The following is a 12,961-nucleotide window of genomic DNA, read 5'->3' as shown; positions in this document are numbered from 1 at the left end:
CTCGCCCGGGCGCCCCGCTCGGCTCCACCGGTCCCCGCGGCGCGTGATCGCGCCGTAGGGTGAGTTGCGTGAATGACCGTTTGGTATGGATCGACTGTGAAATGACCGGCCTCGACCTCGACCGGGACGCCCTGGTCGAGGTCGCGGCACTGGTGACGGACTCCGAGCTGAACATCCTCGGCGAGGGTGTCGACGTCATCATCCGCCCGCCCGCGGAGGCGCTGGCGAACATGCCCGAGGTGGTGCGCGCGATGCACACCTCCTCCGGGCTGCTCGACGAGCTGGAGCACGGGGTGACGCTCGCCGAGGCCGAGGAGCGGGTGCTCGCGTACGTGCGCCAGCACGTGCCGGAGGCCGGCAAGACGCCGCTGTGCGGGAACTCGGTGGCCACCGACCGCGGCTTCCTGGCCCGGGACATGCCCGCCCTGGAGCGGCACCTGCACTACCGGATCGTGGACGTCTCCTCGATCAAGGAGCTGGCCCGCCGCTGGTACCCGAAGGCGTACTACAACAGCCCGCAGAAGGGCGGCAACCACCGCGCGCTCGCCGACATCCGCGAGAGCATCGACGAACTGCGGTACTACCGCGAGGCGGTGTTCGTCCCCCAGCCCGGCCCGGACACCGACACCGCGCGCGCGATCGCCGAGAAGTACCGGGCCGCGACGGACTGACCCGCGCGCCGGCCGGTCCGGCAGGGTCCGAGAGCGTGCCCGCGCACGCCCGAGCGAAACCCTGGCGCGAGCACCCTCTCGGATCCTGTAGAGTTCTTCCTGTCGGAACGGGAACGCGAAGAGCGGGAACGGACCGGACAGATGGTGGGCGTAGCTCAGTTGGTAGAGCACCTGGTTGTGGTCCAGGTGGCCGCGGGTTCGAGTCCCGTCGCTCACCCCACGAGCCCGAGGGGCCGATCTCTTCAAGAGGTCGGCCCCTCGGGCTTTTTCGCGTTCCCTCACATCAGGCTCCCCCACCACCCGTCGCGGACAGGCCTGTCGCCGGAAGCTACCGGGAAGTAACATCGTCGGCATGACGACACCTTCGATCGGCCAGATGCTCGACGCCACCGTCCCGATGGCGCGCACCCTCAAGCTCGAGTACCTGGAGACCACCCCGGAGCGCGCCGTACTCCGGCTGCCCGACCAGCCCGACTACCACAACCACGTCGGCGGGCCGCACGCCGGCGCGATGTTCACCCTCGCCGAGTCCGCGAGCGGCTGCATCGTGCTCGCCGCCTTCGGCGACCAGCTCTCGCGCGCCGTGCCGCTGGCCGTCAGCGCCGAGATCGCGTACAAGAAGCTCGCGATGGGCGAGGTCACCGCCACCGCCGTGCTGGGCCGCCCGGCCGCCGACGTCGTCGCCGAGCTGAACGAGGGCGGACGCCCGGAGTTCCCCGTCACCATCGAGATCACCCGCGCCGACGGCGCCGTCACCGGTGTGATGACGGTCACTTGGACCCTGCGCCCCAACTCCTGACCGCCGCGCGGGCAGCCACGGGGCGGCGGCCCCTGGCTGCCCGCGCGATGACTGTCCGTGACGGCCGGCGTGACCTCACGGCCCGTCCGCTCGTTCTCAACTCACGTGCGAGCCAATCACGCGACCAGGCACCAGGAACCCGACCCACGCGGCGTCACCGGCGCGCGGCGCGCGGCCGGCCGGTGGCTCCCCCGCGCCGTCGCCGTCTGCGGGGCACTGCTCGCACAGCTCTGGGGCATCGGCGCCACCGGCGCGTACGCGGCGGCCGCCGACCCGCTGCCCGCCCCCGCCGGCGCCGCCGTCCGGCGCGCCCCGCACGGCCCGGCGGGGCAGTACGACAGGGAGTCGGCCGAGCACACCGGAGCGCCCGCGCGGACGTCCGCCGCGAACTCCCCCGGGTTGTTCGGCGAACTCGCCGACACCACCGGGACGGTCGGCGGCGGCCTGCGGGACCGCATCCGGGCCGGCGGCCTGCCGCTCCCGGGGCAGCGGGCGGCCGTACCCGACGCCTTCGCCCTCGCGTCCGGCCTCCTCGGCCCGGCGCCCGCCCAGGGCCGGCCCACCGGGACGCACGCCACGCGCGAGGACGGGCCCGCCGAGCCGCCGTCCGCCACGGGCGAGCACGGCCGGACGAGGACCGCACACCCCGCAGGCGGCGCATCGGCGACGCGGAAGGCCGAGCCGGCCACCACCACCCCGGTGTCCGCCGTGACGTCGGGCACACCCGCCGCACCCGACGTCACGGCCGGCACCCGGCACGCCGAGCAGCCGTCCGCTCCACCCTCGCCCGCCGCACCGGGTGCGCCCGCGACCATCACGCTCGCCGACACGGCCACCGCGACCGCCACCGAGGACGGCTCCGGCACGGCCACCGCCGTCCTCGCCCCCATCGCCGCCGGACTCCTGCTCACGGGGGCGGCGATGTGGAAGCACCGCGGCCTGCCGCGGGGACACTGAGCGGGCTCAGCCGACCGGGACCAGCTCCAGCGCCGGCAAGGGGAGTTCACGGCCGGGAGCGGTCATGGACGCCTCGTCGTACCCCCAGAAGCCTTGGAGCGCAGCGCGATACCGGTGAGCAGCCCGGCCTCCTCCGGCCGCGCGGACCCGATCTGCATGGCACACCCCTCCGCTCGACACGCACGACCGCATTCCGGGCGGGCGGCAGCCGTCGTTCGCCGCGGGCAACGGAGATGCCGACGGTTCCGGCCGCAGCGGTGCGGTGGCGGCACGCGAATCCGTCGAAGCCACCGGCGAGTTCTGCCGAGGACCGAAGGCGGACGCAGCACCGGGTCTGCGGCCACAACGGCGGAACCGGTTACCGGGCTCCGGCGCCAGGCCGTCTCAGAGGCCTGCCGATGAAGGACGAACGGGCCAGCACGGGCAGTCGCGGTGGGCGGTCGCCGTGGCGTCGAACGCAGCCAAGGGGTGGCCGCGTTCGACGCGGGCGAGGGCGGCGCGACCCCACCGCCACAGGCGCGTCAGCGGAAGACCCCCGGGGGCGGGACCGGGGACGGCACGGCCGTGGCGTCGGTCACCGGGGCCGCCCCCGCGGTGAACGCGGCCAGGGAGTGGCCGTGTTCCACGCGGGCGAGGGCGGAGTCGGTGGCGACGCGGCGGGTGAGGTCGACGACCGGCAGCGGGGTGTGTGCGGCGGCGAGGACGAGGTTGCCGAAGCGCTTGCCGCGCAGGACGGCCGGATCGGCGACGAGGCAGAGCTCGGGGAAGACGGCGCCCAGGGTGGCGACCTGGGAGCGTGCGAACGGCAGGGCGGAGCCGTCGGCCATGTTCGCCGCGTACCAGCCGCCGGGGACGAGCGCGCGGGAGGCGAGGGTCGCGAACTCGACGGTGGTGCAGTGGGCCGGGGTGCGGGCGCCGGAGAACACGTCGGTGATCACCAGGTCGACGCTGCCCTCCGGGGTGCGCTCCAGCACGCTGCGGGCGTCGGCGCCGCGGACCTTGATCTGCCAGCCGCGTTCCAGCGGGAGTTCGGCGCGGACCAGTTCGGTGAGCGCGGTGTCGATCTCGGCGACCTGCTGCCGGGAGCGCGGGCGGGTGGCCGCGACGTAGCGGGCCAGGGTGAGGGCGCCGCCGCCGAGGTGCAGGACGGTGAGCGGGCGGCCGGGCGGAGCGACGAGGTCGATCAAGTGCCCGAGCCGGCGCTGGTACTCGAAGCCGAGGTGGGTCGGATCGGCGAGGTCGACCATCGACTGCGGGGCGCCGTCGATCAGCAGGGACCACGCGGCGGGGCGGTCCCGGTCGGGGCGGAGCTCGGCCAGGCCGGAGCCGACGGGGCGGGTGAGCGGGCCCTGGGCGTGGGTGCGGCCGCCGGGGCCGGTGGCGTCGGGCTGCGGCTGCGCCGTCGCGCGGCCCCGGTCGGTGCCGCGCGCGGCTCTGCTGCTTCGTCCCATGACAGCCATTATCGGCGCAGGCCGAAGGACCTCCCCCGGCCCGGAGGGACCGCGGGGCGACCGCGGGCGTGCTGGGTGGATCCGGCCGGAGTGGCGGGCGGGGGCCCGGCGGGATCCGCACGGCACGCCCGCTAGAACGGGCCGAGGCCGCCGGCGGTCAGCGTGCAGGCGGCCTCGCAGAGGGCGGAGCGGAGCACCCACGCGTCGGTGGGGCGGGCGGTACTGTCGGCGCCGGCGGGGGGCATCACCCAGCGCGGGTCGGTGACGGGCAGCAGCAGGGCGCCGGGCGTGCACGAGCTGCCGGGCAGGTGCCAGGTGTCGCAGGTGCCGGCCGGGACGTAGAAGGAGACGGTGCTGCCGTTGCGGCTCTGCAGGACGGCTCCGCAGGCGCGGCGCAGCCGCAGGATGTCGACCGTCTCCAGGCCGTGCCGCAGGGCGACCGTCACGGTGTCGTACATGGTGAGGACGGTGCCCTCGCCGCCGCCCGCGCGGCGGCCGGAGCCCCGGCCGCCGCCGCAGGGGGCGCGGCCGCCCTCGACCGGCCCCCGGCCCGGGATCCGGTCGTCGGCGGGATCGGGGAGCAGGGCGGGGACGGCGCCGGCGAGCACACCTCCGACGGCAGGTCGGTGCTGCGGCAGTCCGGCGGCCATCATGGGCCCTCCTGTCACCTCGTCGGTTCGGAAGCGGGCCGCCGGGTGGCCCCGGGAGGGAGTCCCGGGAGGTGGGGGCCGCCGGGGCGGGCGACGGGGCCGGGGGCGGCGGCCTGGATTCCACGCACCAGGACAACGCCACAACCGTGCCCCAGGCCACGGGGCGCCTTACAGCAAGGAATGGCATTTCATGGCATATCTCTGCAACTGCGACCGGTTCATACCGAATTGACCATATATCATCCGGGAACTCGCCGTGTCCGGCCGGTGACGCCGGGTACTGTCGGTGGCGGGCCTCGGTGATCCATCCGGAGCGCCCGGGCACCACCCCCCGCACCTCCACGGAGCGCACCATGGCAGCCACCCCACCGGCCGAGCCGACCCGCCCGTCACCCAACACCGTGATGCGCGCACTGCGCGGCGACCGCTCGCCGGGCGAGTTCGCCACCGCCGTGCGCCGAGCCGCCCGCGAGATCGGGGAGCACGTGTCCTGCGACGCCCGCTACGTCGGGCGGGTCGAGTCCGGCGAGATCCGCTGCCCCAACTACGCCTACGAGCGCGTGTTCCGGCACATGTGGCCGAACCTCTCGCTCACCGACCTCGGCTTCTCCCCCAGGACCTCCGTCCGCCGCCGCCCAGCGGACAGCGCCGGGGGCGCCGCGCCACCCCCGCTCCACCCGCCGTTCCCGCCCCTGCCCGCCCCGCGCTCGCCACTCTCCACCCAACTCCCGTACGCTGCCTCGCCGTACGCGGATCCGCCCGCCCCGGAGGGCCCCCCGTGGCCGAACTCCACGGCGGCGCCCCGAGGGCCCGCCGGATCGCACTTTCTCGACGAGGAGAACGACGACGTGCGTCGCCGTACGTTCCTGACCGGCGGCTCCGCCGCCCTGGCCACCGTGATCGGATTCGACCGGCCCGCCGCAGCCGCCACCGGCTCAGGCCCGGGCCACCGGGGCGACACCCTGGTGCCCGGCCGCAGCGCCCCGGTGCCGCTGCGCAGGATCGGCGCCGCCGAGGTGCTGGGCGTCGAACAGGCCGTCCGGGACATCCGGCTCGCCGACGACGTACACGGCGGCGACACCCTGTTCGAGCTGGCCGGGCAGTCGCTGCGAACGGCGTACGTGCTGCTCAACGAGGGCGAGTACAGCGCCGAGACGGAGCGCCGGCTCCAGGCCGGGGCCGGCGAACTCGCCATCTCCGTCGGCTGGTTGGCCCACGACTCGAACCGGCTCGCGGACGCCCGCTCGCTCTACGCCGAGGCGCTCGCCACCGCCCGGATGGCCGGCGACTGTGCCCTGGAGGCGCACGTCTTCTGCAACAGCGCCTTCCTCGCCCGGGACGTCGGGCGCCCCCGCGAGGCGCTGCGCGCCGCCCAGGCCGGGCAGGCCGCCGCCCGGCACCTCGACTCCGACCGGCTGCTCGCCCTGCTCGCCATGCGCGAGGCCGGGGGCTGGGCGCTCCTGCAGGACCGGTCCGCCTGCGAGCGCGCGATCGCCCGCGCGTACACGCTGTTCGACCGCGGGCCGTGCGAGGCCGACCCGGAGTGGATGTCCTTCTTCGGCGAGGCCGAGATCGCCGGGCTGCAGTCCCAGTGCTGGTCCGCGCTCGGCGACTGGGACCGGGCCAGCGAGCAGGCCGGGCTCGCCATAACGCTCCAGGAGCCGCACTTCGTCCGCAACCGGGTGCTGTACACCGCCGAGCTCGCCCACGACCGGCTCGGCCGGGGCGACCTCGCGGGCGCGGCACACCACGGCTCGGCCGCCGTGGCGCTGTTCGGCGAGGTCCGCTCCGCCCGGATCCGGAGCATGCTCGCACACACCGCCGAGCGACTGCGGCCGCACGGCGCGGTGCCGGAGGTCGGCGGGTTCCTGGAGGCGTACGACCTGGCATCCGCCGCCTGAGCGAGGATCACCGACGGCACGTCAGTGACCGGCGGCCAGGCCCTCCAGGTGGGAGAGGTCGTTCCAGACCTCGACCGCGGGCGCGCCGTACTCCCAGGACAGGACGCAGAGGGCCGCCGTGCCGAGCTTGAAGCGCTGGGCGAACTCGGGTGGCAGGCCGAGCCAGCGGGCGGTCAGGATCCGGAGCAGGTGCCCGTGGGCGAAGAGGATCACGTCCCGGTCGGCACAGTGCATGACGGTGGTGTCCGGTTCCGGGACGCCGTGCTCCTCGTTGAGGCCGGCGAGGAAGGCGTCCACGCGGGCCGCCACCTCGGAGAGCTTCTCGCCGGCCGGCACGCCGTCGCGCCAGATCAGCCAGCCGGGGTGGTCGGTGGCCCGGATGTCGGCGCCGGTGCGGCCCTCGTACTGGCCGTAGTCCCATTCGAGCAGCTCGGGGCGGTCCACGGCGCGGTCACCGAAGCCGGCCAGGGCGCAGGTCTCCTTGGCGCGGCCGAGCGGGCTGGTGTAGACGAGCGCGTCCGGCAGCCCGTTCCAGGGCGCCTTGGCCAGCCGGGCGCCGAGCGCCCGGGCCATCGCGCGGCCCTCCTCGGTGAGCGGGATGTCGGTGCGGCCGGTGTGACGGCCGGTGGCGGACCACTCGGTCTCGCCGTGGCGGACCAGCACGATTCGGGCGGGCATGGGGGGCTCCTCGCAACGGGGCGGCGGCAACGGTCGGTCTCACCCTTGAGCACCGGGCTCCATGATCCCTCACCCGGACATCGGACACGACGCGGGCCGGGAGAAGAGGCGCTGGCGGGGGCGGCGGGGGAGAAAAGAGGGAAGCCACCCGGACGGAACACGACGCGGGCCCGGAGGATAGGCCGCAACAGGGGCGGGCGCAGGAGGAACGAGGGAACGAGGCCAGGGGCCGGAAGGTGCCCGGTGGACACGGTTGCGGGCCGGAACGGAACGGGCCGCCGGGGGGCGTTCCGCGCGCGGAACGGACCGGAACGGGGTGATCCTCGCCGGATTGTCGGACCCGGATGCGACACTGGGCCGCACCATGAACGTCTCGACGAACGCCCCCTCCCGTGGGCACTCTGAGCCGCTCGCCGGGCGGCTCGCCGAGCTGCGCGGTCCGGCGCCGCAGCGCAGTCTGAACGCCCGGTCGCTCGCCGCGCTCGCCGCCAATCCGGGCTGTCACCGCAGGGCCGTGCTGGACGCGGCCGGGGTGGACAAGTCAGTGCTCGCCTCCCGGCTCGGTCGACCGGCACCGTTCGGGCAGTCCCCGTTCGCGATCGCCCGCGGCGTGATCTTCGAGTCCCGGCTGAAGGCCGACGGCTACGCCGCGCTGCTGGAGCCGCTCCGCCGCCACCTCGGCGTCCCGGCGGACGGCGACGCCCCGCTGGTGGTGCCGGACCTCCTGCACCGCTCGGGCCCCGCCGTCCGCGCGGACCGGACGGCCGAGGCGCTGGCCGCGGCCGCCGCCGACCCGGGCGCCTGGACGCTGCTGGACCACCCGCTGCTGCGCATCGACGTGGCCGGCAGCACCGCCTACCTGGAGCCGGACGCCGTCGTGGTGCACGGCGGGCGGTGCACGGTGGTCGAGATCAAGTCCTTCCCGGTGCTGGACGGCACCGCGGACCCGGCGAAGGTCGGCGCCGCCGCCCGGCAGGCCGCCGTGTACGTGCTGGCACTGCAGCACGCGGCCGCCGCCCGGGCCGGCGCGGTACTCGCGCCGGAGCCGTACACCGAACAGCGGCTGCCGGGCAGCCCCCGGCTGAACGTGCTGCTGGTCTGCCCGAAGGACTTCAGCAACCGGCCGACCGCCGTCGCCGTGGACGTCCGCCGCGAACTCGCCACCACCCGCCGCCAGTTGAGCCGGATGACCGGCATCGGCCGACTGCTGGACGCGCTGCCGGAGGGCACCGGCTTCGACCTCGCGGTCGACGAGGAGGGCGACCCGGTCCGCTCGGCCGGCGAGCTGGCCGAGTCGGTCGCGGCCGTGCCCGCCGCGTACAGCCCGGACTGCCTGTCGACCTGCGAGCTCGGCTTCCACTGCCGTGCCCAGGCCCGCTGCGGCGACCGGGTCGAGCAGCTGGGCCGGGGCGTGCGCGGCGAACTGGGCAGCATCCGGACGGTGACGGAGGCGCTGGCCGCCGCCACCGGCAACGGCAACGGCAACGGCACGGACGAGGCGGCGGAGCGGCTCGCGTACGCGGCCGCACTGCGCGCCGAAGCCCTGGGGCGGTGAGCGGACATGAGCGAGCGCAGTGAGCTCATCGTTGAAAGGCGCGCATGGGCGAATGCCCCTGCCGAGCGAAGCGGGGCGGGCGCATGAGCGAGCGCGGTGAGCTCATCGTTGAAAGGCGCGCATGGGCGAATGCCCCTGCCGAGCGAAGCGAGGCGGGCGCATGAGCGAGCGCAGTGAGCTCATCGTTGAAAGGCGCGCATGGGCGAATGCCCCTGCCGAGCGAAGCGAGGCGGGCGCATGAGCCTGCTCACCACCCTCGCCCGGCTGGAGGCCGTCCGCAGTGGGCGGGCCGAGCCGCTGGCCACCGTCCGGCACCGGCACCTCTCCGGCCGCCCGATGGTGCTCGTCCCGCTGACCGCCGCCGGTGAGGCGGGCGCGCCGCTGGCCGTCCTGCTCGGCACCGACCGGGACGCGCCCCGGCTGCACCTGGTGCCGCAGCCGCTCAACCGCACGCTGCGCTTCGACTTCCTGGCCGAGCTGGCCGCCGACCTCCTGCCCTACCTGGAGTCCTTCGGGGCCGAGGTCGAGCAGGTCGAGGGCTCCGAGAAGGATCCGGAGACCGGCGAGAAGACCCAGGTGTTCCGCGAGCTGTGCGCCGACGCGCCGCAGCTGATCGTGCCGAACGGCGCGGGCGTGCAGCACCTGGCGCTGATCGGCCGGTCGACCCGGTTCCGCCGCACGGTCGAGGACGACGAGCCGGGCCCGTACCCGGCGCCGGTGCGGGTGCCGCTGCTCGGCCGCTGGCTGACCCACCTCACCGACCGGGCCCAGGTGCCCGGCTCCAGTCTGCTGCTCCCGATGACCGGCCTGCTGGCCCGGCACTGGGCGACCGGCCAGAGCCACCTGGAGGACCAGCACCTCGCGGCCCGGCTGGCCTGGCACTTCCCGCCGGACGGCCTGACCGGCGCGGAGGCGTCCGAGCACGCCGAGTCCGCCCGGGACGACCGGGGGCAGCTGCTGCACCCGCCGGCCGGTCCGGCCACCGACCCGGCCTTCGACAGCGTCGTGCTCGGCCCGGCGATCGCCCGCTACGACGCCGCTGCGTCGGCGCTGCAGCACAGCGCCGGACAGCGCGACGACGTCGCCGCCGCGCGCGCCCGCGAGGCCGTCCGGGAGGCCGTCGAGCAGCTGCGCGAGGCGCTGTCCGGCGTGCTGCTGCCCACCTGGTACGACGTGTGGAGCGGCATCGACCTGCTGCGCTCGCTGCCGCCGGCCGGACACCTGGAGGAGCGCTGGACCGGCGACCGCTGGTCGTACACCGGCCACCGGGACCGGCTGGCGGCCGGCGAGCCGCCGCAGCCCCGGCAGGACGACGCGGTGACGGCCGCCCGCAAGCTCGCCCAGCGCGAGCGCGAGCAGGCCCGGCTGGACGTCCAGGAGGCGCTGGACGATCCGCTCGCGATGGCCGAACACCGGCTGGCGGGCGAGGCGTTCGCGGGCGTGGTGACGGACGTCGTCCTGGAGTACGACACCACCGGCCGCTCCCCCAAGCCGCGTCCGCTGGTCGTCCTCCGGACCGACGACCGCCCGCACGCCGACCTCGGCCGCGAGGCGCACAGGGTGCACGGACCCTCCGCGCAGAAGGCCGAGATCGTCGCGGTCGACCCGGCCGGGGGCACCATCACGCTGCGGGTCCTGTCCGGGATGGGCCGCAAGAAGGAGCCCGAGCCGGGCAGCCTGCCCGAGCCCGGCGACCCGGTCACCTTCGCCCTCTTCGAGCTGACCGTCCGCCAGTCCGCGCCGCTGCCCGAGCCGGACGACACCCCGTGGACGCACGGCGGCCCGCCCGGCTCCGCGCCCGAATCCCCCGTTCCCGCAACCGACTTCGACTGGGAGTGAGCAGGCCCGTGAACGAGCGATGCGAGGTGGGAGCATGAGCACCGAGCAGGCCCCGGGCGCGGCCGCCGACGCCGCGGTGGCCCGGATCCTGGCGGCGACCGTCCACCCACCGGCCGGCGCCCCGCGCGGCGTGGTGGTGGACTCGCCGCCCGGCGCCGGGAAGTCGACGCTCGTGGTGCGCGCCGCCCGGGAGCTGGTCGCGTCGGGCGAGCGGCTGATGATCGTCGCCCAGACCAACGGCCAGGTGGACGACCTGGTCGGCCGACTGGCCGACAAGGCACCGGAGTTGACGATCGGCCGGCTGCACGCCGCGGACTCCCGGCCGGGCCCTGAGGTGCTGCGGCACGCCAACGTCACGCCCTCCGACAAGGTCGCGGACCTGGTCGAGCACGACGTCGTGATCTCCACCTCCGCCAAGTGGCAGTGGGTGCGGGCCGAGGCGCCGTGGCGGCACGCGATCGTGGACGAGGCGTACCAGATGCGCTCGGACGCGCTGCTCGCGGTGGCCCGGCTGTTCGAGCGGGCGCTGTTCGTCGGCGACCCGGGCCAGTTGGACCCGTTCACCGTGGTCGGCACCGAGCAGTGGGCGGGTCTGTCCTACGACCCGTCGAGCAGCGCCGTGGTCACGATGCTGGCGCACAACCCGCAGATCGAGCCGCACCGGCTGCCGGTCTCCTGGCGGCTGCCGGCCAGCGCGGCGCCGCTGATCTCGGACGCGTTCTACCCGTACACGCCGTTCCGCTCCGGCACCGGCCCGGACGACCGCCGGCTCACCGCCGCCGTCCGGACGGACGGCTCGGCCCTGGACACGGCGATCGACCGGGCGGCCGAGCACGGCTGGGCGCTGCTGGAGCTGCCCGCCCGGCACACCGTGCGGACCGACCCGCAGGCGGTGGCGGCCGTCGCGGCCACCGTCCGCCGGTTGCTGGAGCGCGGGCTGACCGCGCACTCCGAGCAGGGCAGGACCCCGCTGACCGCGGACCGGATCGCGGTCGGCACCGCCCACCGGGACCAGGCGGCGGCCGTCCGCGCGGCCCTGCTCAAGGCGGGCGTCCCGGTGGACGGGACGGCCAGCCCGGCGGTCACCGTGGACACCGCGAACCGGCTGCAGGGCCGCGAGTACGACGTCACCGTCGTCCTCCACCCGCTCTCCGGGCGGCCCGACGCCACCGCCTTCCACCTGGAGACCGGCCGGCTCTGCGTGCTCGCCTCCCGCCACCGGCACGCGTGCATCGTGGTGGCCCGGGCCGGGATCGCCGAGCTGCTGGACGAGCATCCGTCCACCGAACCGGTGCAGTTGGGCGTCTCGGCCAGGTTCCCGGACGGCTGGGAGGCGAACCACCAGGTGCTGCACCACCTGAGCGGCCACCGGGTCCGCCTCGGGTGAGGGCGGTCAGTCCTCGGTCTCGCAGAGCGCGTACGCGGTGACGACGCCGTGGTCGGCCCGGGCCGACCAGGTGCCCGGGTCGCCGGCTTTCGGCGCGTTGACCAGGACGGTGTCGCCGGGGCGGGCCGGAGCGAAGGTGTAGCCGCCGCCGGTCAGGTGGCTGTGGGCGGGGCAGGTCGCGGTCGACCAGCCGCCGGGCGTGCTCTTCGCGCCGGTGACCACGACGGTGGTCTCGGCGGCGAAGGCCGGGGAGGCTGGGGAGGCCGCGGTGAGGACGAGGGGCAGGACAAGGGCCGACAGGGCCTTCCGTGCACGCATGGGAATCTCCTTGGGCGGGTGTCGCTGGTCGGCTTGGGCGGGTGTCGCTGGTCGACGAACGGAATCACCCGGCACAACGGCCCGCACCCGGCCGCGGTACCGCCGCCCGGCCGGGACCACCCGAAGGAGTTCGGGGTGCGCCGGGGGCGCAGCCGGGGGAATAGCGCCCGCACGCGCACCGTTCCGTTACCGGCCGCCGCCGCGAGACAATGGACGGCGGCCACAACCGGGCGGCGCGGGCCGGAGCAGCCCTGCCCGCCCCCATCGAGACCCCGGAGGTGTCCGTCCATGCCCGACTCCCGTGCAGAGTCGTCCGAGCCCACCAGGCGTCTGCGTCCGGCGCAGCTGCTGTTCGAGCCGCAGGCGGCCGAGCCGGAGGCGGAACGCTTCTTCGACCTGGAGTCGATCGACGACGCGGCGGAGCTGCTGCGCCGCTCGACCGAGCTCGCCCTGGCGTTCCGCGCCGCCGCCGAACGGGCCACGGACTTCCAGGCGGTCGCCGCCGCCCAGCTGGCGGACCCGCGCCGCTTCGACGCGCTGTCGAAGGACGAGATCGCTGAGCGCGCGGACTGGACCCCCGACTACGCCGCCAAGATGATCGAGTACGGTCGCGGCCTGCTCCAGCCGCGCCGCCACGAGGACTGAGCCTCCCGGGCGTCCGGCAGAAGCCCCCGGAAACTCGCCTCTGGCATATGCGCGGGCGGAAGGGTACGCCGCTCCGCGCCGCCCTGTCCGGCGAACGGCCCTTTCCGCCC

12 protein-coding genes and 1 tRNA gene are annotated in these 12,961 nt (G+C 75.5%); 9 read left to right on the top strand and 4 right to left on the bottom strand.

What is annotated here, in order from left to right:
- Positions 1-68: 68 nt before the first annotated feature.
- The 4 genes from orn (at position 69) to ACWCXH_RS15325 (ending at position 2,427) form a co-directional block, all read left to right on the top strand.
- Positions 69-671: an oligoribonuclease gene (gene orn, locus ACWCXH_RS15340; protein WP_449801902.1), complete on the top strand. Its 603-nt coding sequence runs from the start codon at positions 69-71 to the stop codon at positions 669-671.
- 144 nt (positions 672-815) lie between these two features.
- Positions 816-891 (top strand) — tRNA-His (locus ACWCXH_RS15335).
- A gap of 132 nt (positions 892-1,023) precedes the next feature.
- The gene (locus ACWCXH_RS15330) at positions 1,024-1,470 is read left to right on the top strand and encodes a DUF4442 domain-containing protein (protein WP_449801901.1); all 447 of its coding nucleotides are present in this window, start codon (positions 1,024-1,026) and stop codon (positions 1,468-1,470) included.
- Positions 1,471-1,575: 105 nt separating this feature from the next.
- A complete protein-coding gene (locus ACWCXH_RS15325) occupies positions 1,576-2,427 on the top strand; it encodes a hypothetical protein (protein ID WP_449801900.1) in 852 nt (283 codons plus the stop codon).
- 521 nt (positions 2,428-2,948) lie between these two features.
- Here the strand turns inward: ACWCXH_RS15325 and ACWCXH_RS15320 are convergent.
- Positions 2,949-3,878, bottom strand: coding sequence for a spermidine synthase (locus ACWCXH_RS15320; RefSeq protein WP_449801899.1), 930 nt, complete (start codon positions 3,876-3,878; stop codon positions 2,949-2,951).
- Between the two features lie 131 nt (positions 3,879-4,009).
- Positions 4,010-4,531, bottom strand: coding sequence for a hypothetical protein (locus ACWCXH_RS15315; RefSeq protein ID WP_449801898.1), 522 nt, complete (start codon positions 4,529-4,531; stop codon positions 4,010-4,012).
- A gap of 350 nt (positions 4,532-4,881) precedes the next feature.
- On the opposite strand from ACWCXH_RS15315, the gene ACWCXH_RS15310 reads away from it, so the two are divergent.
- Entirely contained in the window at positions 4,882-6,429 is a 1,548-nt protein-coding gene (locus tag ACWCXH_RS15310; RefSeq protein ID WP_449801897.1) for a tetratricopeptide repeat protein, read from the top strand.
- Between the two features lie 21 nt (positions 6,430-6,450).
- Here ACWCXH_RS15310 and ACWCXH_RS15305 read toward each other — a convergent pair whose 3' ends face one another.
- Positions 6,451-7,107 (bottom strand): histidine phosphatase family protein, encoded by a 657-nt coding sequence (locus ACWCXH_RS15305; protein ID WP_449801896.1) that lies wholly within the window; start codon positions 7,105-7,107, stop codon positions 6,451-6,453.
- Between the two features lie 364 nt (positions 7,108-7,471).
- On the opposite strand from ACWCXH_RS15305, the gene ACWCXH_RS15300 reads away from it, so the two are divergent.
- From ACWCXH_RS15300 to ACWCXH_RS15290, 3 genes are all read left to right on the top strand, one after another.
- A complete protein-coding gene (locus ACWCXH_RS15300; RefSeq protein WP_449801895.1) occupies positions 7,472-8,662 on the top strand; it encodes a hypothetical protein in 1,191 nt (396 codons plus the stop codon).
- Between the two features lie 237 nt (positions 8,663-8,899).
- Complete coding sequence (locus tag ACWCXH_RS15295; protein ID WP_449801894.1) at positions 8,900-10,501, top strand: hypothetical protein; 1,602 nt, start codon at positions 8,900-8,902, stop codon at positions 10,499-10,501.
- A 34-nt stretch (positions 10,502-10,535) separates the two neighbouring features.
- Positions 10,536-11,888 (top strand): AAA domain-containing protein, encoded by a 1,353-nt coding sequence (locus ACWCXH_RS15290; RefSeq protein WP_449801893.1) that lies wholly within the window; start codon positions 10,536-10,538, stop codon positions 11,886-11,888.
- A gap of 6 nt (positions 11,889-11,894) precedes the next feature.
- Here ACWCXH_RS15290 and ACWCXH_RS15285 read toward each other — a convergent pair whose 3' ends face one another.
- A complete protein-coding gene (locus tag ACWCXH_RS15285) occupies positions 11,895-12,206 on the bottom strand; it encodes a hypothetical protein (protein ID WP_449801892.1) in 312 nt (103 codons plus the stop codon).
- A gap of 288 nt (positions 12,207-12,494) precedes the next feature.
- On the opposite strand from ACWCXH_RS15285, the gene ACWCXH_RS15280 reads away from it, so the two are divergent.
- Positions 12,495-12,851: a hypothetical protein gene (locus tag ACWCXH_RS15280; protein WP_449801891.1), complete on the top strand. Its 357-nt coding sequence runs from the start codon at positions 12,495-12,497 to the stop codon at positions 12,849-12,851.
- Positions 12,852-12,961 lie beyond the last annotated feature (110 nt).

The sequence above is a fragment of the Kitasatospora sp. NPDC001660 genome, assembly GCF_053596725.1.
This window is presented reverse-complemented; position numbering and strand designations above follow the sequence as displayed.

Excerpts from the sequence above, each read along its gene's own strand:
- ACWCXH_RS15310 (WP_449801897.1), top strand. The coding sequence starts at position 4,882 with ATGGCAGCCACCCCACCGGCCGAGCCGACCCGCCCGTCACCCAACACC.
- ACWCXH_RS15305 (WP_449801896.1), bottom strand. The coding sequence starts at position 7,107 with ATGCCCGCCCGAATCGTGCTGGTCCGCCACGGCGAGACCGAGTGGTCC.
- ACWCXH_RS15285 (WP_449801892.1), bottom strand. The coding sequence starts at position 12,206 with ATGCGTGCACGGAAGGCCCTGTCGGCCCTTGTCCTGCCCCTCGTCCTC.
- ACWCXH_RS15290 (WP_449801893.1), top strand. The coding sequence starts at position 10,536 with ATGAGCACCGAGCAGGCCCCGGGCGCGGCCGCCGACGCCGCGGTGGCC.
- ACWCXH_RS15330 (WP_449801901.1), top strand. The coding sequence starts at position 1,024 with ATGACGACACCTTCGATCGGCCAGATGCTCGACGCCACCGTCCCGATG.
- ACWCXH_RS15280 (WP_449801891.1), top strand. The coding sequence starts at position 12,495 with ATGCCCGACTCCCGTGCAGAGTCGTCCGAGCCCACCAGGCGTCTGCGT.
- ACWCXH_RS15295 (WP_449801894.1), top strand. The coding sequence starts at position 8,900 with ATGAGCCTGCTCACCACCCTCGCCCGGCTGGAGGCCGTCCGCAGTGGG.
- ACWCXH_RS15300 (WP_449801895.1), top strand. The coding sequence starts at position 7,472 with ATGAACGTCTCGACGAACGCCCCCTCCCGTGGGCACTCTGAGCCGCTC.
- ACWCXH_RS15315 (WP_449801898.1), bottom strand. The coding sequence starts at position 4,531 with ATGATGGCCGCCGGACTGCCGCAGCACCGACCTGCCGTCGGAGGTGTG.
- ACWCXH_RS15320 (WP_449801899.1), bottom strand. The coding sequence starts at position 3,878 with ATGGGACGAAGCAGCAGAGCCGCGCGCGGCACCGACCGGGGCCGCGCG.